Genomic DNA, 23,865 nt, shown 5'->3' with positions numbered 1-23,865 from the left:
TTCTGGGAAATACAAGCAAAAAATGCTTGACACCTTGACAGCACTATGATATTATGGAATGTGCACTATTGTGGCTTTGTGTGCCTTATTGGGACATTTATGCCCAAAACAGAAATGAATAGAAAGAAAACAGGGGTGAAACGTCAATGGAGAAAAGCAGAATGCGTCCGGTCCCGGCCGGTAAGAGCCTGAGAATGAGTTTCTCAAGACAAAAAGAAGTGCTTGAGATGCCAAACCTGATTGAGATTCAGAAGAATTCCTATCAGTGGTTCCTTGATGAAGGATTGAAGGAAGTCTTTGAAGACATCTCTCCAATTGCAGACTTTGCTGGACACTTAAGTCTTGAGTTTGTCGATTTTACATTATGTAAGGATGACATCAAGTACACAATAGAAGAATGCAAAGAACGAGATGCAACTTTCGCAGCTCCTTTAAAGGTAAAAGTAAGACTTTGCAATAAAGATAAAGATGAAATTAATGAACATGAGATCTTCATGGGCGATCTTCCGCTTATGACAGATACCGGTTCCTTCGTGATTAACGGTGCCGAACGTGTTATTGTAAGCCAGCTGGTACGTTCCCCAGGTATATATTATGGTATCGAACACGATAAGGTAGGTAAGGAATTATATGCATGTACGGTGATTCCAAACCGTGGTGCATGGCTGGAGTATGAGACTGACTCCAACGACATTTTCTACGTGCGTGTGGACAGAACCAGAAAGGTTCCAGTCACCGTCCTGATTCGTGCTCTTGGTTATGGTACCAATGCAGAGATTATTGATCTGTTTGGTGAGGAGCCAAAATTACTGGCCAGTTTTGGTAAAGATACTTCTGATAATTACCAGGATGGCTTATTGGAGTTATATAAGAAGATCCGCCCAGGTGAGCCTTTATCTGTTGATAGTGCTGAAAGTTTGTTAAATAGTATGTTCTTCGACCCGAGACGGTACGATCTGGCCAAAGTCGGACGATATAAATTCAATAAAAAGCTTCACTTTAAAAACCGCATCACTGGTCATATTCTGGCTGAGAATGTGGTGGATACTACAACCGGCGAAATCTTAGCTGAGGCTGGAACGACTGTAGACAAGCAGCTTGCGATTGATATTCAGAATGCAGCTGTTCCGTTCGTATGGCTGGAAGGTGTGGAGCACAAACAGAAAGTCCTTTCCAACTTAATGGTTGACTTGTCAGCCCATGTGAAGTTTGATCCAAAGGAAGCCGGGATTACAGAATTAGTATTCTACCCAGCTCTTGAAAAAATTCTGTCAGAAGTTGGAAGCGACGACGAAGAAGCATTAAAGAAAGCAATTCACAGACACGTGAATGAACTGATTCCCAAGCATGTTACAAAGGAAGATATTTTAGCTTCCATCAACTATAATATGCATCTGGAAGAAGAAGTAGGTAACGCAGATGACATCGATCATCTGGGCAACAGAAGAATCCGTGCGGTAGGAGAACTGCTCCAGAATCAGTACCGGATTGGTTTGTCCAGAATGGAACGTGTTGTCCGTGAACGTATGACAACACAGGATATGGATGGCATTACGCCACAGTCTCTGATTAATATCAAGCCGGTTACTGCGGCTGTTAAGGAATTCTTCGGCAGTTCCCAGCTGTCCCAGTTCATGGATCAGAATAACCCGCTTGCTGAGCTTACCCATAAGAGACGTTTATCTGCCTTGGGACCTGGAGGTCTTTCCAGAGACCGTGCCGGATTCGAGGTTCGAGACGTTCATTATACTCATTACGGCCGTATGTGCCCGATTGAGACACCAGAAGGTCCTAACATCGGTCTGATTAACTCCCTTGCTACCTATGCGAGAGTCAATCAGTACGGTTTTGTAGAGGCGCCTTACCGCGTGGTAGATAAAACCAATGTGAACAATCCGATCGTTACTGATGAGGTTGTTTACTTAACTGCAGATGAAGAAGATAACTTTGTTGTTGCTCAGGCGAATGAGCCTCTTGATGAAGAAGGACACTTCATCCATAAGAATATTTCCGGACGTTTCCGTGAGGAGACATCCGAGTTCCAGAGAAAAAATATTGATTTAATGGACGTTTCTCCGAAGATGGTATTCTCCGTAGCGACAGCCATGATCCCCTTCCTGGAAAACGATGATGCGAACCGTGCGCTCATGGGATCAAACATGCAGCGTCAGGCCGTTCCGTTGCTGACAACCGATGCGCCTGTTGTAGGAACCGGTATGGAAGCAAAAGCTGCCGTTGACTCCGGTGTGTGCGTTGTTGCAAGAAACTCTGGTGTGGTAGAGCGTTCTGCCTCCAATGAAATCATTATCAAACGTGATTCCGATGGTGGAAAAGATGTTTACCGTTTAACCAAGTTTAAGAGAAGCAACCAGTCCAACTGCTACAACCAGAAGCCAATCGTATTTAAGAATAACCATGTGGCAAAGGGAGACGTTATCGCTGACGGTCCTTCTACACAGAAGGGTGAGATCGCTCTTGGTAAGAATCCGCTGATCGGATTCATGACCTGGGAAGGTTATAACTACGAGGATGCGGTTCTCTTAAGTGAGAGACTGGTACAGGAAGATGTCTATACTTCTGTCCATATTGAGGAATACGAGGCAGAAGCCCGTGATACCAAGTTAGGACCGGAAGAGATTACCCGTGATGTTCCTGGCGTCGGCGAGGATGCATTAAAGGATCTTGATGAAAGAGGTATTATCCGTATTGGTGCGGAAGTCCGTGCAGGAGATATCCTTGTTGGTAAGGTAACTCCAAAGGGTGAGACCGAACTGACAGCAGAAGAGAGACTGTTACGTGCAATCTTCGGTGAAAAGGCTAGAGAAGTACGTGATACTTCCTTAAAAGTACCTCACGGTGCTTACGGTATCATCGTTGATGCGAAAGTATTTACCAGAGAAAATGGTGACGAGCTTTCACCGGGTGTGAACCAGACTGTCCGCATTTACATCGCACAGAAGAGAAAGATTTCTGTTGGTGATAAGATGGCTGGACGTCATGGTAACAAGGGTGTTGTTTCCCGTGTGCTTCCGGTAGAAGATATGCCATTCCTTCCAAACGGCCGTCCTCTCGATATTGTATTAAACCCACTGGGCGTTCCTTCCCGTATGAACATCGGTCAGGTACTTGAGATCCATTTAAGCCTTGCTGCAAGAGCACTTGGGTTTAACATATCCACACCGGTATTTGATGGAGCAAACGAGATTGATATTATGGATACCCTGGACGTAGCCAACGACTATGTAAATATGGAGTGGGAAGACTTCCAGGAAAAATATAAAGATACGTTAAGACCTGATGTAATTGAATATCTGGGAGAACATTTAGAGCACAGAGGCTTGTGGAAAGGTGTTCCGCTGAGCAGAGACGGAAAAGTTCGCCTTCGTGACGGACGAACCGGAGAATACTTTGACAGTGCGGTTACCATTGGACACATGCATTATCTGAAACTGCACCATCTGGTTGATGATAAGATCCATGCCCGTTCTACCGGACCATACTCCCTGGTTACACAGCAGCCTCTGGGTGGTAAAGCTCAGTTCGGCGGCCAGCGTTTCGGAGAGATGGAGGTTTGGGCTCTGGAGGCTTATGGTGCTTCCTATACACTGCAGGAGATCATGACAGTGAAATCCGATGATGTGGTAGGACGTGTAAAAACCTATGAAGCCATCATTAAGGGAGAGAATATTCCTGAGCCTGGAATTCCGGAATCCTTTAAGGTATTGTTAAAGGAACTTCAGTCACTGGCTCTCGATGTAAGAGTGCTGCGTGATGACAATACAGAGGTTCAGATTGCTGAGACCACCGATTATGAGGAAACAGATTTAAGATCCATCATTGAAGGCGATAAGCATTACCGCGACGAGGAATCCTTTAGTGAATTAGGTTATCAGAAACAGGAATTCAAGGATGATGAACTGGTAAATGTTGATGAAGAAGAGGATGCGGACGGTGTCGACGATTCTTTTGAGGATTTCGATGACGTAGAATTTGACGATTCAGACGAAGAATAATAGAAGGGAGAACCGCTCATGCCTGAAAATAATGAAACTTACCACCCGATGACATTTGATGCCATAAAGATCGGTCTGGCATCCCCGGAGAAAATTCTGGATTGGTCCCACGGCGAGGTGAAAAAGCCTGAGACAATTAACTACAGAACCTTAAAGCCAGAAAAAGATGGTTTGTTCTGTGAACGGATTTTCGGACCAAGCAAGGACTGGGAATGTCATTGCGGTAAATATAAAAAGATCCGGTATAAAGGCGTTATCTGTGACCGATGCGGCGTTGAAGTAACAAAGGCCAGTGTCAGAAGAGAGCGTATGGGTCATATCCAGCTCGCTGCTCCTGTTTCCCATATCTGGTATTTCAAGGGAATACCAAGCCGTATGGGTCTGATCCTTGATATTTCACCCAGAACACTGGAGAAGGTGCTGTATTTTGCTTCTTATGTTGTTTTGGATGCTGGAAATACAGGTCTTCAGTATAAGCAGGTTTTATCAGAAAAAGAATACAGAGAAGAAGTGGATAAGTACGGTTACGGTTCCTTCCGTGTGGGAATGGGTGCTGAAGCTATTTTAGAGCTCCTTCATTCCATAGATCTTGAAAAAGATTCTGCGGATTTAAAGAAAGGCTTAAAGGACGCAACCGGACAGAAGCGTGCAAGAATTATCAAGAGACTGGAAGTTGTGGAAGCATTCCGCAACTCCGGTAACTTACCAGAGTGGATGATCATGACAGTAGTTCCTGTAATCCCTCCGGATATCCGTCCTATGGTACAGCTGGACGGCGGCCGTTTCGCTACTTCCGACTTAAATGATTTATACAGAAGAATTATTAACCGTAACAACCGTCTGGCTCGTCTTTTAGAGCTGGGTGCACCGGATATCATTGTCCGCAATGAAAAACGTATGCTTCAGGAAGCAGTTGATGCATTAATCGACAACGGCAGACGTGGCAGACCAGTTACCGGACCTGGAAACCGTGCCTTAAAGTCCTTATCTGATATGTTAAAGGGTAAACAGGGACGTTTCCGTCAGAACCTTTTAGGAAAACGTGTTGACTACTCCGGCCGTTCCGTTATCGTAGTAGGACCAGAACTTAAGATTTATCAGTGCGGTCTTCCAAAAGAGATGGCCATTGAGTTATTCAAACCTTTCGTTATGAAAGAGCTTGTGGCCAATGGTACAGCACACAACATTAAAAATGCAAAGAAGATGGTAGAACGTCTTCAGACAGAGGTATGGGATGTCTTAGAGGACGTAATCAAAGAGCATCCGGTTATGTTAAACCGTGCGCCTACCCTTCACAGACTGGGAATCCAGGCATTCGAGCCGATTCTGGTAGAAGGTAAGGCAATTAAGCTTCATCCTCTTGTTTGTACCGCATTTAATGCCGACTTCGATGGTGACCAGATGGCGGTTCATCTGCCTCTTTCCGTAGAAGCCCAGGCAGAGTGCCGTTTCCTTCTGCTCTCTCCAAACAACTTATTAAAGCCTTCCGACGGTGGTCCTGTAGCAGTACCATCTCAGGATATGGTCCTTGGTATCTATTACCTGACACAGGAAAGACCTGGTGCCAAGGGAGAGGGAATGGTATTCAAGAGCATTAATGAAGCAATTCTTGCTTATGAAAACCAGGCAGTTACCCTTCATTCCAGAATTAAGGCAAGAGTCAGCAAGAAGATGCCTGATGGTACCGTATTAAGCGGAGTTGTAGAATCCACAGTAGGACGTTTCATATTCAATGAGATTGTTCCTCAGGATCTTGGTTTCGTAGATCGTTCCATTCCAGGCAATGAGCTTTTAATGGAAGTCGATTTCCACGTAGGCAAGAAGCAGTGTAAACAGATCCTTGAAAAAGTTATTAACGTTCACGGAGCTGTACAGACCGCAGAAACTCTGGATGACATTAAGGCCATTGGTTACCGGTACTCAACAAAGGCAGCCATGACAGTATCCATTTCCGACATGACTGTGCCGGAGAGCAAACCGAAGCTGATCGCAGATGCCCAGGCAACGGTTGACCAGATTGCAAAGAACTTCCGCCGTGGTCTTATCACAGAGGAAGAGCGTTATAAAGAAGTAATTGACACATGGAAAACAACCGATGATCAGTTGACCCATGACCTGCTGACAGGACTTGATAAGTACAATAACATCTACATGATGGCAGATTCCGGAGCCCGTGGTTCTGATAAGCAGATCAAACAGCTGGCAGGTATGCGTGGACTTATGGCAGATACAACCGGTCATACCATCGAACTTCCTATTAAGTCAAACTTCCGTGAAGGTCTTGACGTATTGGAGTACTTTATCTCTGCTCATGGAGCCCGTAAGGGACTTTCCGATACAGCGCTTCGAACAGCCGACTCTGGTTATCTGACCAGACGTCTGGTAGACGTATCCCAGGATATGATTATCAGAGAGATCGACTGTTGTGAAGGGAAAGATATTCCGTTTATGGAGATCAAGGCATTCACAGACGGACAGGAAACCATTGAAGGCCTGGAAGAGCGTATCACAGGAAGATTTATTGCAGAAACCATTACAGATCCGGATACAGGAGAAGTAATTGTAAAAGCAAACCACATGTGTACTCCTAAACGTGCGGGAGCCGTTATGAAAGTGCTCAATAAGATGGGGCGTGATTCTATCAAGATCCGCAACGTTCTTACCTGCAAATCCCATCAGGGTGTGTGTGCAAAATGTTACGGAGCCAACATGGCAACCGGACAGCCGGTTCAGGTTGGTGAGGCAGTTGGTATTATTGCAGCTCAGTCAATCGGAGAACCTGGTACACAGCTGACCATGCGTACGTTCCATACCGGCGGTGTTGCCGGTGGCGATATCACACAGGGTCTTCCCCGTGTTGAGGAGCTTTTTGAGGCACGTAAGCCGAAGGGTCTTGCTATTATTGCAGAATTCCCTGGTGTAGTTGCCATTAAAGATACGAAAAAGAAACGTGAAATTATCATTACTGAGAACGAAACGGGAAATTCAAAGACTTATTTAATTCCTTATGGTTCCAGAATCAAGGTGCAGGATGGTCAGGTACTGGAAGCCGGCGATGAGCTGACAGAAGGTAGTGTAAATCCTCATGACATCTTAAAGATTAAGGGTGTTCGTGCAGTTCAGGATTATATGATCCAGGAAGTACAGCGTGTATACCGTCTGCAGGGTGTTGAGATTAATGATAAGCACGTTGAGATGATCGTAAGACAGATGCTTAAGAAGATCAAAATAGAAGAAAGCGGAGACAGCGATGTCCTTCCAGGAACTTCTATGGACGTTCTTGACTATAATGATTTAAATGATGCCCTTCTTGCCGAAGGCAAAGAGCCGGCAGACGGAAAGCAGGTAATGCTTGGTATCACCAAGGCATCTCTGGCTACCGATTCATTCCTGTCAGCTGCTTCCTTCCAGGAGACCACTAAGGTTCTGACTGAAGCTGCCATTAACGGTAAAGTGGATCATTTAATCGGATTAAAAGAGAATGTTATCATCGGTAAGCCGATTCCTGCCGGTACAGGTATGAAACGTTACCGCACCATTAACTTAAGCACAGATGCTGCTTGTGAGGAAAGTGATGAGATTCTTTTAACTGATGATGATGAGATTCTGTTATCTGATGACAATTTTGATGATGCAGAAGAGATTTTAGCCATTAGTGAAGGTGAAATAGAAGAATAAGAATGAAGATGCCCTGACAGATTTTTCTGTCAGGGCGTTTTTTTATGGAAATGACAATATTCTATAATATTTGCATAATTAAACTTGATTTTTCTCTTTTTTTTAATGCTATAATCATAAAAAAAGGAGGTAAAAACAATGAGGAAGTTTGAGCGGAATGTATTCCCTTATCTGCTGCTTGCTCCTACTTTAATTATATTCGGCCTGTTTTTGTTCTTTCCGGCAGTAAATGGGTTGTGGATATCACTGACAAAGTGGGATGGGATAAATCCTCAGGTATTTGTGGGGATTCAAAATTATATCAAGCTGTTTTCGGACCGGGGATTCTGGAATTCGTTTCTCCGTACCATTTTCTTTACCGGGGTCTCGGTTCCCCTTGTCTATGTATCGGCCATGGGTCTGGCCTTGTTATTGTCGGGAGCCAGAAAAGGAAATGATTTCTTCCGGGCTGTTTTTTACTGGCCTACCATGATTTCCAGTATTATAGTAGGACTGACCTGGAGGTTCCTTTTGGGAGAAGAATTTGGCGTTATTAATTATCTTCTCACTGTAATGGGACACTCCCCTGTTAAATGGCTGACGGATCAGAATTATTCCATGGGGGTGGTAATCTTTGTGACTGCATGGAGTATGTCCGGTTATTATATGGTCATGTTCATATCAGGAATTAAGGCTATCTCTGAAACTTATTATGAGGCGGCACGCATCGATGGTGCAGGTTTCTACCATCAGTTTCGCTACATCACGCTGCCGCTTCTAAAACCAACCAGCCTACTGGTTCTGGTTTTATCCACTGTTACTATCATAAAAACATATCCGCTGGTATATGCTCTGACCCAGGGTGGACCTGCAGGTGCTACTAAGTTTATGGTTCAGACGATTCAGGAAACCGGATTCGAAAAAAATCAGATGGGTTATGCCAGTGCGATGACCATGATCCTGTTCGTGCTGCTGGCAATGTTTACAGTGGTACAGTTTAAGGTAAATAGAGGAGGTGAGCAGGATGCAGACTAAAGGCAGGAAATATTTCTTAAACGGAGTGACATGGGCAATTTTGCTGATTCTGACCTTTTTATTCCTGATCCCGATTCTCTGGGTGATTGGTTCCTCCTTTAAAAGTACAGGAGAGCTGTTTTCCTGGCCGCCAAGCCTTATTGGGAAAAACCCTTCCTTCTCCAATTACCAGAAGGCATTGGAAGAAGGGCATTTCGGAATTTATTTTTTCAATACCGTGTTTATCAGTGTTACAGCCACGTTCCTTACCATAGTGGTAAATGTAATGTCAGGCTACGCCTTTGCCAAATACCGGTTTAAAGGGGATAAGATTTTATTTGGTATTGTACTGGCAACGCTGATGATTCCACTGGAGGTCATCATGATTCCCATTTTTAAGGTTATCGTGGCAACCGGTCTTTACAACAGCTTATGGGGATTGATTATTCCAGCTGTGGCATCCCCCACTGCCGTATTTTTGGTAAGACAGTATTACGTAGGGATTCCGGATGCCTATATGGAAGCGGCCAGAATTGACGGAGCGTCGGAAACCAGTATTTTAATGCGGATCATGCTTCCTCTGGCAAAACCGGTTATCTCTGTGCTTTGTATCTTCTCCTTTATGTGGAGATGGAATGATTACCTTTGGCCCAAGCTGGTGATTAACAGCAAAGAACGTTACACCATACAGCTTGCGCTTGCAAATTACTCCGGTGAATATTCGGTTGACTGGAACAGCCTTCTGGCCATGTCGGTTATATCCATGATTCCGGTAATTTTAGTGTTCGTGACACTGCAAAGTCATATCATAGGCGGCATGACAGCCGGAGGAGTAAAAGAGTAAATGGGAGGAAAGAGAGCATGAAGTACTTGGAATATCCGCTGTTTGCGGAAGGATTTGTAAACCGCTTCCTCATAAGCGAGGTTCATACCCAGGTTCGGGAATTTACCAGATCTACCTTAAGCGGAAGAGTCAATGAATGGCTGAAGAAGGGGTTTGCCATTCATGAGAATCCCTGCAGGAAAGAATTTTTAGAGGAACGGAGACGGGAAATTCCCGATTATCCTGATTTTACAGAACTGTCAGACGGCAATAAGCTAAAACAATATTTCCCATTTGGAAATCCGGGAATCGATGCCTCAGGCTTTTATTACCGTCCAACTTATTTAAGAATGTATGGTTTTACCACGCTCTGGTCTGATGTAGCAAACACCATAGATTTTGAGCTGGAGACCTGCGGTGGGTTAACAGTCTGGGCAAATGAACAGCTGATCTGTGACTTCACACCATTTACCAGAAATCTTGTAAAAAAAACAACAGTTTCCATTCCTCTTTTAAAAGGGGAAAATTCACTGGTGGTGTGTCTTGATGATCTGGCAGAGCGGGATACGGATTACTATTTCCGAATGAAGCGGCTGGGAGGAGCCGATTTAAAAATACTGATTCCGGTGAAAGATGAGGTAAATGAAGGCGTTTTAACAAAAATGGAGCAGATGTTAAACGCAATGAGCTTTGATAAAGAGGCTTATATCAGCGAACCTATAAAAATGAATCTTAGCAATCCGTTTGATACAAACCTTGACCTGGAGGTTATCGTAACTCCGGGCGAATTTATAGAAAAAATGGAACAATCATGGAAGCTTATAAAAACCAGAAAATATTCCATGGAACCTTTACAAAAAGGGCTGGAGCTGTTCTATACGGCTGACATTTCACCAGGATATTATTATTTTACTGTTGTACTTACCTATCAGGGAATCTCCATAAAGAGAAAAATCGGGAATCAGCTGGTGCGGGAAGAATTCCTCTTAAGCGGGAATGAGGACAGCAGCATCCGCAGAAAACTGGCGATGGACGCAGTAATCCGTTTTGCTCCTGACAATACATATAAAGCAGCAGCCTTGCTTTATATGAATCAGGATTGCCAGCGGGCAGAAGCGATTCTGATGGAAGAGATGGAAGGAGTGAGAAGCAGAAAGGACTGTTCCGATTTTCACTTTATCATCATGATTTACATTTACCGGATGTTCCAAAGCCGTATTTCTGACACATTAAAAAAAGCTCTGGAAGAAACCATGGTTCAGTACAGATACTGGATTGATGAACCTGGGGACGATGTGATGTGGTTTTTCAGCGAAAATCATGCGCTCCTTTTTCACTGCTGCCAGTATCTGACAGGAACCTACCTGCCTGAACGGATTTTCACCAACAGTGGCAGAACTGGGGCAGAGGTAAAGGCAAGAGGAGAAGAACTTCTGCATCAATGGTTTGACGACTTTTTCCGGGAATTTATTACAGAATGGAATTCCAACGCCTATATTCCTGTGGACGTGCTTGGAATCGGCACCCTTTATAATCTGACTGAGGAAGGCAATCCACTCCATAAAAAAGCGCAAAAGGCACTGGATATGATATTCTATTCTCTGGCAGTCAACACTCATAAGGGGGCTGTAATGACCAGCTTTGGCCGGAGTTATGAAAAGGAGATGAAGGGGAATTACAATGCGGGTACCACCTCCCTGCTTTATGTGGCTTATAATGCTGGATATTTAAACAGAGCCTGTATTGGATACATTTCTCTCATTCTTGGAAATTATGAACCTCCAATGGAGTATAAAAAGTATGCGGTGATAGACGAAGAGGAAGAACTGATCTTTGAAAATACACAGGGATTTGAAAATCACGTCAATCTCTATCTCTACAAAAATAACCGTGCTCTTTTATCCACCGCAGTGGGCTTTAAGCCATTTGAGAAAGGATATCAGGAGCATATCTTACAGGCGACAATCGATGAGACGGCTCAGGTCTTCATCAACCACCCGGGAGAAGCGTTTCCATATGGAAGCGGCAGACCAAATTTCTGGGCAGGCAACGGTGTACTTCCCCTTGGGGTTCAATTTGAAAATACTGCAGTTTTGAGATTTCATATTGAGGAAGAAGAGAGAATTGGGTACACTCATGCTTACATTCCAATCAGTGCATTTTCCCGTTATAAGGGAGAAGATGGCGTTCTGGTGCTGGAAAAGGATGGGGCCTATATTGCAGTAAAAGCCCTTCAGGGACTTACCATACAGGAACACGGGCCCAATCAGTTTAGGGAATTTATCAGCCAGGGAAGAGATAATGTATGGGTCGTGCGGGTAGGTAGCTTTGGAGAAGGCCAAAGTCTTGATGATGTTTTTTCAGCTTTCAAAAAACTTGTCATCACCATGGATGGAACCTGCACTTCTGTAACAGATGAAAATGGGACAGAGTATCTTCTTGAGAAAGAAACCATATTAAAGGTCAACAGGGAAACTGTATACCATTATCCGCAGACAGTAGAAGGCACAATCAGATGGAGGAAGAGGACGACGTGATAGATTTAAAGACATTAGAAGAAAAATTAAATCTGGTATCAGAGAAAATGATGGTTTTAAAAAATAACGGCATGAAAGAAATATACCCCATCAGCCTGATTGACTTTAATTGTTGGGAGTGGCCCCAGGGAGTGGGGATATTCGGCCTTTATAAGTATTATGAGGTTAGCGGCAGGCAGGAGATTCTTGACTCCATCACTGACTGGTATGATAACCGGATCAGGGAGGGAATACTGGAACGGAATGTGAATACGACTTCTCCCATGCTCACCCTTACTTATCTATATGAAAGAACGGGCAAACCAGAATATCTGGAGTTTATCAAAGACTGGGCCGACTGGATTATGAAAGATCAAAAGCTGATCCGGACTGGAGATGGCTGCTTTCAGCATATGATAACGGGAAGTGCCAATGATGATGAGATTCTCATTGATACATTGTTTATGGCAGTGCTGTTTCTGGCAAGAGCCGGTAAGCTTCTTGACCGAAAGGATTATTATGATGAGGCAAATTATCAGATCCTTTCTCATGTTAAATACTTATTAAATAAAGAAGAGGGGCTGTTTTACCACGGTTTTAACTTTAAAAGAAACGATAACTACGGTAAAGTTCTATGGGGAAGAGGAAACTGCTGGTACACCATAGTCATTATGGAGCTTTTGGAGGACATTCCTATGGATGAAGGCCTGAAGCGGTATTTCTTAAGTGTTTATAAAAATCAGGTAGATGCGCTGAAACAGTATGCAGATCCAAAGACCGGTTTATGGCATACCATTATAGATGACGATTCTTCCTATATAGAGATATCCTGCAGCGCTGCATTCCTGTATGGAATTATGAAAGGGGTGCGCCTTGGAATATTAAAGAAAGAAGATTATCATGAGCTGATCCAGGTGGGAATGAAAAATCTTTTAAATTATATTGATGAAGATGGTACTGTTAAAAATGTTTCCTATGGAACTCCTATCGGGCTTAACGGAGAATTTTATAAGACAATCCCGTGCTGCCCGATGACCTATGGACAGGCACTTGTAATACTGGTGCTGCAAGAGGCTATGAATACTGCTTGGCATTAGAAGGGACTGGTTGTGGAGATGAAAGAACGGGTTTTTTTTGAAGAATTTGACTCATTGTATTATTTTCATGGAGGCTCTGAAAACTGGGCAATGCAGGGGTTTCACTTTCACAACCAGTATGAAATTATTCTGTTTCTTACAGACGGAGCTTTGATGGAAGTTGGAAACCGCACGTATCATGTAAGATCGGGAGACTTATTTCTCATTAACAACAAGGAGTATCACCGCACCAGCGGTGCTGCGGGAAAAACCTATTACAGGTATGTCCTCATGTTTGAGCCGGAGCTGTTAAACCTGATGGCAGAGGTGTTTCATTACGACTTCTCCCGCTTTTTTGAGAACCGTCCTGATCCTTTTCTGCATCGTCTTCATTTGTGCGGGGAGAATCTTCAGAAAGTAGAAAAACTGTTTGAAAAAATAGAGCAGAGCATTCATTCCCAGAACAGAGACAGGGCTGAATCAACGGTGAGAATCAAGCTTTCCATACTGGAGCTGATTGCATCCATTAATGAGATGTACCAGTTTTTTATGGAAAGAGAGAAAAATAAACCGGCTCAGGAATTTGTAGAAAAACAGGAAGAGGAATTTAAAGATCCCGTTCTTTACCGGGAGAGAATTGAACAGCTAAAGAAGTATATTGCATCTCATGTGGAAGAACGACTGGATTTAAATGAAATTTCCAGCCGGTTTTATATGAACCGTTATTATTTGAGCCACTATTTTAAAAAGGAGACGGGCTTTTCCCTGACTCAGTATGTGGCAAACCAGAAGATTATTGCGGCAAAGGCTCTGCTAAAGGAAGGACACTCTGTTACCGATGTTGCGCTGGCACTTTCCTATAACAGTGACAGCCATTTCATCTCTGTATTTAAGAAAATGACTGGAATTACACCGAAAAAGTACGCGCAGTCAAAAGAGAGCAAAAAAGAATGATTTCATGTCTGAAATATGAGGTTTTTGTATTGCTGCAAATGTTAAAATGAATGTACTAAATCACAAAGGAGAGGTATTTTATGAAAAAAATGGTATCGTGGCTGCTTATGGGGGCATTGGCGCTTGGAACCTTAACAGGCTGTTCTGGTGGGGGAAAAGCGGAGAGCAAGGAGAAAAAGCTTGAAGTAGTCTGGTTCAGCGACAACAAGGAAGGCGAATCTTTCATGAAGCTGGCAGATGCGTATATGAAAGAGCATCCAGACATCAAAATCGAGCTGATTGAGGTTCCTTACTCAGATTTGGAAAGCAAGATTAAGAACATGATTAATGGAAAGGAATCTCCGGCGATTGCCAGACTCACCAATTTAGGACCGTTTCAGAACCAGCTGGTTGATCTGGGGCAATACGTATCAAACAAAGACGAATTTGTAAACAGTTTTGGAGAAGGCTTAAAATTTGTATTTGATGATAAGGTGCTGGCAGCGCCTATGGATGTAACTGCGAACGGACTCATTTATAATAAAACTGCTTTTGAGAAGGCCGGTGTTGCTGTACCCCAGTCTGAGGATGAGGTCTGGACATGGGATGAGTGGAAGACAGCCATGAAAACCGTAATGGAAAAAGGCGGCTGCAAATACGGTCTGGTCTATGATAAATCTCCCCAGCGGTTCACAACCCTTCTTTACCAGGCAGGAGGCGGTCTTTTAAATAAGGATCTCAATGCTTCCGATTTCAATACAGAAGAAAATAAACGTGCCATACAATTTTTTAAAGATCTTCATGACGAGGAAATCGTTCCCTCCTCCGTATGGCTTGGTTCAGAAAATCCAAACAACTTATTCCGTACCGGTCAGGTGGCAATGCATTTTTCCGGAAGCTGGATGATTGCCAATTACAAAGATCAGATCACTGACTTTGATTGGGGTGTGACCTATCTTCCCAAAGAAGCAATGCGTTCTTCCGTACCGGGTGGAAAGTATCTGGCTGCATTCCAGAACACCGGAGTGGAAAAGGAAGCCGCAGAATTCATTGAATGGATCTCTAAAGCTGAGAACAATGCAAAGTACTGTGAAGAAAACAGCTACTTATCTCAGGTAAAAGGAAATGAGAGTTTAAACTATGCCTTTGGAAAAGAATATTTTAATATATTTTCAAAGGAACTGGCTGCAACCTCATCACGTCCCGGATCAGAGTGGGGGTATCAGGCTTTGACCGGAGCAGTTCAGGGTGATCTTCGGGACAAGCTGGTGGAGGTTCTTGCGGGAAAACTGTCTGTTGATCAGTATACGGAAGAAATGGAGGGTCTGATTAACGAAAAGCTGAAAGAACTGAAACAATAACGATATAAAAAAATTCGGACCGCTGTAAAATATCACAACAGCGGTCCATTTTTTTGCAATTATATCTAAAAAAGAAAACCTTGACAAAAAAAAACAATATGTATATAATAATTAGGCGTGCATAAACGCGTCACGTTTTTGTGCGTAAATTAAGCTGAAGATGACAGCAACCACAGACAATATCACAGGAGGTGAATGGAATGCCAACATTTAATCAGTTAGTAAGAAAAGGCAGACAAACAGGCGTTAAGAAATCCACAGCACCAGCTCTGCAGAAGGGTTACAACTCTTTACAGAAGAAGGCGACTGACATTTCTGCTCCTCAGAAGAGAGGCGTTTGTACAGCGGTAAAAACTGCAACCCCTAAGAAACCTAACTCTGCTCTCAGAAAGATCGCCAGAGTTCGTCTTTCAAACGGAATCGAAGTAACAAGCTACATCCCAGGTGAGGGTCACAACCTTCAGGAGCATAGCGTTGTTTTAATTCGCGGCGGTAGAGTAAAAGATTTACCAGGTACCAGATATCATATCGTTAGAGGTACACTGGATACTGCAGGAGTAGCGAACAGAAGACAGGCTCGTTCCAAATACGGTGCTAAGAGACCTAAAGACAAAAAGTAATTAATACCACACATTTGAATTTCTAGTGCCGGACTTTAGATATTGAACCTGTAGGTTGCAGGATTATATAGATAGAAACCGAGCGCGAACGCAACTTCAATGTTTGTGAGTACCGAGGATCTAATGAATAGCTGTTTATTCGTATGAAAAGACGGCGATATTAAGGAGGGAAGTAACGTGCCACGTAAAGGACATACTCAAAAAAGAGACGTATTAGCAGACCCGCTTTACAACAACAAGGTTGTTACTAAGTTAATTAACAACATTATGTTGGATGGTAAAAGAGGCGTTGCTCAGAAGATCGTATACGGCGCATTCGGCCGTATCGAAACAAAAGCTGGCAAACCAGCCGTAGAAGTCTTCGAAGAAGCAATGAACAACATTATGCCTGTACTTGAAGTAAAGGCAAAACGTATCGGTGGAGCTACTTATCAGGTACCGATCGAAGTTAAACCAGAAAGAAGACAGGCATTGGCCCTGAGATGGCTTACTCTTTACTCTCGTAAAAGAGGAGAGAAGACTCAGGAAGAGAGACTGGCAAATGAGCTCCTTGATGCTGCTAACAACACCGGTGCAGCTGTAAAGAAGAAAGAAGATATGCACAAGATGGCTGAAGCAAACAAGGCATTTGCTCACTACAGATTCTAATAGGAGGAAAAAGCTTTGGCTGGAAGAGAATATCCATTGGAAAGAACCAGAAATATTGGTATTATGGCCCATATTGATGCAGGTAAGACTACATTAACCGAGCGTATCCTCTATTATACTGGTGTAAACTACAAAATCGGTGATACTCATGAAGGTACTGCAACCATGGACTGGATGGAGCAGGAACAGGAAAGAGGTATCACAATTACTTCAGCGGCTACAACATGCCACTGGACCATGCACGAGAACACCAAGGTTAAACCAGGTGCGTTAGAGCATCGTATCAATATCATTGATACTCCAGGACACGTTGACTTTACTGTTGAAGTAGAGCGCTCCCTTCGAGTGCTTGACGGTGCAGTTGGCGTATTCTGCGCTAAGGGCGGTGTTGAACCACAGTCCGAGAACGTATGGCGTCAGGCTGATACCTACAACGTACCCCGTATGGCATTCATCAACAAGATGGATATCATGGGTGCAAACTTTTTCGGTGCAGTAGAGCAGATCAAGACTCGTCTTGGTAAGAATGCGATCTGCATCCAGCTTCCAATCGGAGCAGAAGATGAATTCAAGGGAATTATCGATCTGTTTGAGATGAAAGCATATATCTACAACGATGACAAGGGTGATGATATCACTGTTACTGATATCCCTGAGGATATGAAAGACGATGCTGAACTTTACCATGCAGAGTTAGTAGAGAAGATCTGCGAATTAGACGATGATCTGATGATGCAGTTCTTAGAGGGTGAAGAGCCTTCTACTGAAGAATTAAAGAAAGGTTTAAGAACTGCAACCTGTAACTGTACAGCCATTCCTGTATGCTGCGGAAGCGCATACAGAAACAAAGGCGTTCAGAGACTTCTCGATGCAATTCTTGAATTTATGCCAGCTCCTACAGACATTCCTTCTATTAAGGGTGTTGATATGGATGGCAATGAAATTGAACGTCATTCTTCTGATGAAGAACCGTTCTCAGCACTTGCATTTAAGATCATGACTGACCCGTTTGTTGGAAAGCTTGCGTTCTTCCGTGTATATTCCGGTATTATGAATTCCGGTTCTTATGTACTGAATGCAACAAAAGGCAAAAAAGAGCGTGTTGGACGTATCCTTCAGATGCATGCTAACAAGAGAAGTGAGTTAGACAAAGTATATTCTGGTGATATCGCAGCAGCTGTTGGTTTTAAAGTTACCACAACTGGTGATACCATCTGTGATGAACAGCATCCGGTAATTCTTGAATCCATGGAATTCCCAGAGCCAGTTATCGATATCGCTATCGAGCCAAAGACCAAAGCTGGTCAGGGCAAGATGGGTGAAGCGTTAGCTAAGCTTGCTGAAGAAGATCCTACATTCCGTGCAAAGACCAACCAGGAAACTGGTCAGGTTATCATTTCCGGTATGGGTGAGCTTCACCTTGAGATCATCGTTGACCGTCTGCTTCGTGAGTTTAACGTAGAAGCAAACGTAGGTGCACCTCAGGTTGCTTACAAGGAATCCTTTACTAAGACCGTTGAGGTTGACAGTAAGTATGCAAAACAGTCTGGTGGACGTGGTCAGTACGGACACTGTAAGGTTCGCTTTGAACCGATGGATGCCAATGGCGAAGAACTGTTCAAGTTCGAGTCAGCTGTTGTCGGCGGTTCTATTCCAAAAGAGTACATTCCTGCAGTTGGGGAAGGTATTGAGGAAGCAACCAAGGCTGGTATACTTGGTGGATTCCCTGTAGTAGGCGTTAAAGCTACTGTATACGATGGTTCTTACCATGAAGTCGATTCCAGTGAAATGGCATTCCACATTGCCGGTTCTATGGCGTTTAAGGATGCGATGCACAAGGGCGGTTCCATTCTTCTTGAGCCGATCATGAAAGTAGAAGTAACTATGCCGGAAGATTACATGGGCGACGTTATCGGTGATATCAACTCCCGTCGTGGTCGTATTGAAGGTATGGAAGACATCGGCGGCGGTAAGATGATCAAAGCATACGTTCCGCTTTCCGAGATGTTTGGTTATTCTACAGATTTACGGTCCAGAACTCAGGGCCGCGGTAACTTCTCTATGTTCTTTGAGAAATATGAGCAGGTACCGAAGAGTATTCAGGAAAAAGTTCTTTCAGAGAAAAAGGACAAATAATTCCTAACAGGTTCCAATGGATTCCGGGCTGTGAAGTCCGCCCGGAATCCCTTAAATAGGCTTGAAAATAGTGCACAAATAGCATATAATAAAAAACAGCCTAACATAAAATGATAGCTCGAAATGAGCATAAATTAAGGAGGACGTTATAAAATGGCTAAAGCTAAGTTTGAAAGAAACAAAATCCATTGTAACATCGGTACCATTGGTCACGTTGACCACGGTAAAACAACTTTAACAGCTGCTATCACAAAGACACTTCATGAGAGATTAGGTACTGGACAGGCAGTGGCTTTCGAGAACATCGATAAGGCTCCAGAAGAGAGAGAGCGTGGAATCACTATCTCTACTTCTCACGTTGAGTATGAGACAGAGAAAAGACATTATGCACACGTTGACTGCCCAGGACATGCTGACTACGTTAAGAACATGATCACTGGTGCTGCTCAGATGGACGGCGCTATCTTAGTTGTAGCTGCTACCGATGGTGTTATGGCTCAGACAAGAGAGCACATCCTGCTTTCTCGTCAGGTAGGCGTTCCTTACATCGTTGTATTCATGAACAAGTGCGATATGGTTGACGATGCTGAGTTACTTGAGTTAGTAGACATGGAAATCCGTGAGCTGTTAAACGAGTATGAATTCCCAGGCGATGATACACCAATCATCCAGGGTTCTGCTTTAAAGGCTCTTGAAGATCCTTCCGGCGTTTGGGGCGATAAAGTTCTTGAATTAATGAAGGCAGTTGACGAGTGGGTTCCAGATCCAGTTCGTGAAACAGATAAGCCATTCTTAATGCCTATCGAGGACGTTTTCTCAATCACAGGTCGTGGTACTGTTGCTACTGGTAGAGTAGAGCGTGGTACATTACATGTATCTGACGAAGTTGAAATCATCGGTATCCATGAAGAAACACGTAAAGTTGTTGTAACTGGTATCGAGATGTTCCGTAAGTTACTTGACGAAGCTCAGGCTGGTGATAACATCGGTGCATTACTTCGTGGTGTTCAGAGAACTGAAATCGAAAGAGGACAGTGTCTTGTTAAACCAGGTTCTGTAAAATGCCATAAGAAATTTACAGCTCAGGTTTACGTTCTGACAAAAGATGAAGGTGGACGTCATACTCCTTTCTTCAACAACTACAGACCTCAGTTCTACTTCAGAACAACTGACGTTACTGGTGTTTGCGATTTACCAGCTGGCACAGAGATGTGTATGCCTGGTGATAACGTAGAAATGTCTGTTGAACTGATCCACCCAATCGCTATGGAGCAGGGTCTTCGTTTCGCTATTCGTGAAGGCGGACGTACTGTAGGTTCAGGCAGAGTTGCTACAATCATTGAATAATTAAATTTAAAAGCCGAGCCCTTTGTTTATAAGGGTTTCGGCTTTTTTTTCCCTTATTAATAACCATATGAAGATGTACGCATTTACTCCCCCTTAAGGTTTTATTACAAATACGTAATAAAAACGTTATTGTAAAAATGAGGGAAATTAGGTATCATGGTAGGGTATCTGAAAATGACTGCATGGAGGGAATGCGAAGATGAAAAAAATAAAATTAGGCAGAGTCTTTACCGGACTTTTGGCAGCTGGATTTTTATGCTGTGCCTCTGCTTTTGTTTCGTTAGCGGATGAAGTGATTTCCGATGATCAGGCTGTGATTCAGTCTTGTCTCGTTAATTCTGATTTAACCAGCGTAACAGTTAAGGTTTCAAATCATGCACCGGCTCAGGGAACGGATGGTGTGCTTTATCTGGTAGAGCTTCAGCCCTATCAAAACAGCCTGGAAGGAAGAACTGATTATGCAGCAAAAGCATCTTTGGGAGATTCAGCCGCATTCACTTTTTCATTGAACCGCAACACATTACAGGATCGACTCTACAGCAGATTTGTAGTGGCAGTCTGGGATGGAAACAGGTACATACCTGTGAGCAAGCCTCATTACATAACAAATCCGGAGGCAGTGGCAGCAAATAAGAGCAAATTTAATGATCCCCTTACCAAAAAGGGTCTGAACATTGAACTTAATATGCTGGGAGACGCATTTGAACTTGGAGTGAAGCATGTTGCAACGAATATCTCATTCCATCAGATTCTGGGTCAGGGAATTGATTATCAGTATGATGGCAAGACCTATCATTTTGATACCAATGCCATTAAGAGCTATGACGAGACAATCAGTGCTCTTTCAGGAAAAGGCATGACCGTAACAGCTATTATTTTAAACGGCTGGAATCCGTCAGCACCTGATCTGATTTATCCTGGTACTAAGAAAAGCTCTAATGCATTTTATTACTTATTTAATACAGCGACACCGGAAGGCTTTGAACAGACAAGAGCGATCGCGTCATTTCTGGCAGAACGTTATAACGGCTCCAATCCCAAGTACGGGAAGATATCCAACTGGATTATTGGAAACGAAATTAACAATCAACAGTGGAACTATGTAGGGGCAAGGGATTTAACCAGTTATGTCCAGGCATACCAGAATGCGTTCCGTGTATTCTACACTGCGATTAAAAGCACCAGTGCCAACGACAGAGTTTATTATTCTCTGGATTATAACTGGAATAATGAGATTGATAATAAGCTGAAATACGGCGGCAGACAGATCGTTGATACATTTAATTCCATTGCTAACGAACAGGGACAGATGGACTGGGGATTATCTTATCACCCATATCCATGCCCTATGACAGAGCCGGAGTTCTGGGATGATGATAAAACCGGATTGATTAAGAATGATTTCAATTCTCCAGTAATTAATTTTAAGAATTTGACCACTCTTACAGATTATATGGCTCAGGACAGTCTGAAATCGCCTACTGGACAGGTAAGACATATTATTCTGACAGAACAGGGATTTACGGCAAGAACCCAGTCTGGACAGGACGTATCCCAGGTACAGGCTGCGGCATATGCTTACTCTTATTACATGGTTGACAGTAACCCTTATATTGATGCTTACATCCTAAGCCGTCAGGTTGATGCTCCGCTGGAAGTAAGAAGCGGTCTGGCCTTCGGACTTTGGGCTTGTGATATGAATAAGGGAGATGATATTGTGGCAACGAAACGACGCAAGATCTGGCAGGTGTTCCACGATATTGATAAGAAAAAGAGTACTTTGGAGACCACGGAGTTTGCTAAATCTATTATTGGAATACAGAAATGGTCCGACGTGGTTCCTAATTTCAAATGGAAATCATTAGAGAAATAAAATGAAAGGTTGTCATGTAAATTCATGACAGCCTTTTGGCGTATTGAGATCTTAACAATTATGAAACACAAGAGTGACTGCAAATATATTATACTATAAAAAGTCATATACATCGGATTTGCTGAATCCGGAATTCATTTAATATTTTTACACAAAGGAGAACATATGGAAATTACCACCATACTGGGCGTTATAAGCGGTATTATAGCTGTTGTCGGCGCAATGATATTCAAACACATTGATTTTGCTGTACTTTTAAATCCTGCGGCATTTTTTGTTATTATTGTTGGAACGGTTGCCACAATTTTAAATTCATTTCCAGGCGAGAATGTTAAAGTTATCGGATCTCTTTTCAGGGTCCTGTTTACTAAGAAAAAGGGCCAGTCAGAAGCTGAGATGATAGAACTGATGTATGAACTGGCAAAGAAAGCACGTTCAGAAGGATTATTATCCCTGGAGGCAACGGCTGAAGAACTGGAAGATCCATTTTTAAAAAAAGGAATCCGTTTACTTGTTGATGGAACAGGGGAAGAAGTTATCGAGGATATTCTGGAGACAGAAATCAGTGCCATGGAAAAACGCCATGAAATTAATGCCAGCATCTTTTCGTCTGCCGGTACCTATGCGCCTACCCTGGGTGTTTTGGGTGCGGTTTTTGGTTTGATTGCTGCCATGTCCTCAATCAATGATACAGAACGGATGGCGGAAGCGATCGCTGCTGCGTTTATCGCGACCATACTTGGTATTTTTACCGGATATGTTTTATGGAATCCATTTGCAAAAAAACTGAAGGTGAAAAGCCAGCAGGAAGTTATGGCGAAAGAGATCATCCTAAAAGGTATTATATCCATGCAGCATGGGGACTCTCCCTTTGTACTCCGGGAGAAATTACTTGCTTGTCTTCCTAAATATAAGCAGAAAAAGATTGAAGCGCAGCAGAATAAAAAGGAATAGGGTGATTACATATGTCAAAAAAGAGAGAGCAGGCACATCAGGAAGAGGAAGCTGGAGAGGCATGGCTTTTGCCGTATTCAGATTTGATGACGTTGCTGTTGGCAGTTTTCATCGTTCTTTTTGCTGTCAGCAAAATTGATGCCCAAAAAGCGCAGCAGATTTCTCAGGAATTTTCCTCTTCCATGATGAACAAAGATTATAATGGTAAAGGCTCCGGCTCTGGTTCTGGTGGGGCTGCCCCTCCTGAAAGCAGTACACCATCGGATGCGTCTCCACAAGGCGGGCCTTTAAATATTGAGACGGAAAGCGAGTTAGAAAGCTTTTTGGGTGAATATGAACTAAAAAAACTGGAAACTCTGAAGGGGGAAATTGATACCAGGTTGCATGACGAAGGCATGGATCAGTCCGTATCCACCATGATTGATATGAGAGGTCTGGTTATCAGACTGAATAATGCCATTCTTTTTGACTCAGGCAGTGCAAATATTAAAAAACAGAGTGAGGACACTTTAATTGAAGTAGCCAGTCTTTTGAACACGGTTGATAACTTCATACGTATTGAAGGTCATACTGATAATGTGCCAATCAGCCGAAGCTCTTATCCATCTAACTGGGAGCTTTCCACGGCAAGAGCCGTAAATGTTGTTAAGCTCTTTATCGGTAAATGCAATTATCCTCCCAATAAGCTGATTGCAGTAGGATACGGCGAATTTAAACCAATAGCTGATAATTCAACAGCCGAGGGAAGAACAATGAATAGACGTATTGATATTATTATTCTTAGTTCAAAATATAATAACCTTGAAGAACCGCTTATCAAATAGGTCTGTTATGGGGTAAAAAAAGGGGCTGTGAAATAAGTCTCTACGAAAAAGGAGGATCTTCTTCTGAGCG

General features: G+C 43.2%; 15 protein-coding genes. All 15 read left to right on the top strand.

The features are described from left to right. The first annotated feature begins 146 nt into the window (after positions 1–146). The 15 genes from rpoB (at position 147) to ABS301_RS18165 (ending at position 23,795) form a co-directional block, all read left to right on the top strand. Positions 147–4,013 carry a DNA-directed RNA polymerase subunit beta gene (gene rpoB, locus ABS301_RS18235; protein ID WP_349673570.1) on the top strand — a complete coding sequence of 1,289 codons (3,867 nt, stop codon included), beginning with the start codon at positions 147–149 and terminating at the stop codon, positions 4,011–4,013. Positions 4,014–4,031: 18 nt separating this feature from the next. Further along, positions 4,032–7,691: a DNA-directed RNA polymerase subunit beta' gene (gene rpoC, locus ABS301_RS18230; protein ID WP_349673569.1), complete on the top strand. Its 3,660-nt coding sequence runs from the start codon at positions 4,032–4,034 to the stop codon at positions 7,689–7,691. A 138-nt stretch (positions 7,692–7,829) separates the two neighbouring features. Beyond that, positions 7,830–8,705 carry a carbohydrate ABC transporter permease gene (locus tag ABS301_RS18225; RefSeq protein WP_349673568.1) on the top strand — a complete coding sequence of 292 codons (876 nt, stop codon included), beginning with the start codon at positions 7,830–7,832 and terminating at the stop codon, positions 8,703–8,705. After that, complete coding sequence (locus ABS301_RS18220) at positions 8,695–9,528, top strand: carbohydrate ABC transporter permease (RefSeq protein ID WP_349673567.1); 834 nt, start codon at positions 8,695–8,697, stop codon at positions 9,526–9,528. The genes ABS301_RS18225 and ABS301_RS18220 overlap by 11 nt, the downstream gene beginning before the upstream one ends. A 17-nt stretch (positions 9,529–9,545) precedes the next feature. Next, complete coding sequence (locus ABS301_RS18215; protein WP_349673566.1) at positions 9,546–12,044, top strand: hypothetical protein; 2,499 nt, start codon at positions 9,546–9,548, stop codon at positions 12,042–12,044. Beyond that, complete coding sequence (locus ABS301_RS18210) at positions 12,023–13,120, top strand: glycoside hydrolase family 88/105 protein (RefSeq protein WP_349673565.1); 1,098 nt, start codon at positions 12,023–12,025, stop codon at positions 13,118–13,120. The genes ABS301_RS18215 and ABS301_RS18210 overlap by 22 nt, the downstream gene beginning before the upstream one ends. Before the next feature lie 18 nt (positions 13,121–13,138). Continuing rightward, positions 13,139–14,053: an AraC family transcriptional regulator gene (locus ABS301_RS18205; protein WP_349673738.1), complete on the top strand. Its 915-nt coding sequence runs from the start codon at positions 13,139–13,141 to the stop codon at positions 14,051–14,053. A gap of 80 nt (positions 14,054–14,133) precedes the next feature. Next, positions 14,134–15,393: an ABC transporter substrate-binding protein gene (locus ABS301_RS18200; RefSeq protein ID WP_349673564.1), complete on the top strand. Its 1,260-nt coding sequence runs from the start codon at positions 14,134–14,136 to the stop codon at positions 15,391–15,393. Positions 15,394–15,593: 200 nt separating this feature from the next. Next, positions 15,594–16,013: a 30S ribosomal protein S12 gene (gene rpsL / locus ABS301_RS18195; protein WP_097002558.1), complete on the top strand. Its 420-nt coding sequence runs from the start codon at positions 15,594–15,596 to the stop codon at positions 16,011–16,013. A gap of 177 nt (positions 16,014–16,190) precedes the next feature. Continuing rightward, a complete protein-coding gene (gene rpsG / locus ABS301_RS18190; protein WP_349673563.1) occupies positions 16,191–16,661 on the top strand; it encodes a 30S ribosomal protein S7 in 471 nt (156 codons plus the stop codon). Positions 16,662–16,676: 15 nt separating this feature from the next. Continuing rightward, a complete protein-coding gene (gene fusA, locus ABS301_RS18185; RefSeq protein ID WP_349673562.1) occupies positions 16,677–18,797 on the top strand; it encodes an elongation factor G in 2,121 nt (706 codons plus the stop codon). Positions 18,798–18,950: 153 nt separating this feature from the next. After that, positions 18,951–20,144, top strand: coding sequence for an elongation factor Tu (gene tuf / locus ABS301_RS18180; RefSeq protein ID WP_349673561.1), 1,194 nt, complete (start codon positions 18,951–18,953; stop codon positions 20,142–20,144). 199 nt (positions 20,145–20,343) lie between these two features. Next, entirely contained in the window at positions 20,344–22,017 is a 1,674-nt protein-coding gene (locus ABS301_RS18175) for a DUF5722 domain-containing protein (protein ID WP_349673560.1), read from the top strand. Between the two features lie 165 nt (positions 22,018–22,182). Then, on the top strand, positions 22,183–22,971 hold the full coding sequence (gene motA / locus ABS301_RS18170; protein WP_349673559.1) for a flagellar motor stator protein MotA: 789 nt from the start codon (positions 22,183–22,185) through the stop codon (positions 22,969–22,971). A gap of 11 nt (positions 22,972–22,982) precedes the next feature. Beyond that, positions 22,983–23,795, top strand: coding sequence for a flagellar motor protein MotB (locus ABS301_RS18165; RefSeq protein ID WP_349673558.1), 813 nt, complete (start codon positions 22,983–22,985; stop codon positions 23,793–23,795). Positions 23,796–23,865: the final 70 nt, after the last annotated feature.

The organism is Lacrimispora sp. (genome assembly GCF_031982545.1).
Classification (GTDB): domain Bacteria; phylum Bacillota; class Clostridia; order Lachnospirales; family Lachnospiraceae; genus Lacrimispora.
The sequence above is the reverse complement of the archived record's forward strand: the minus strand, read 5'-3'. Positions and strand labels throughout refer to the sequence as shown.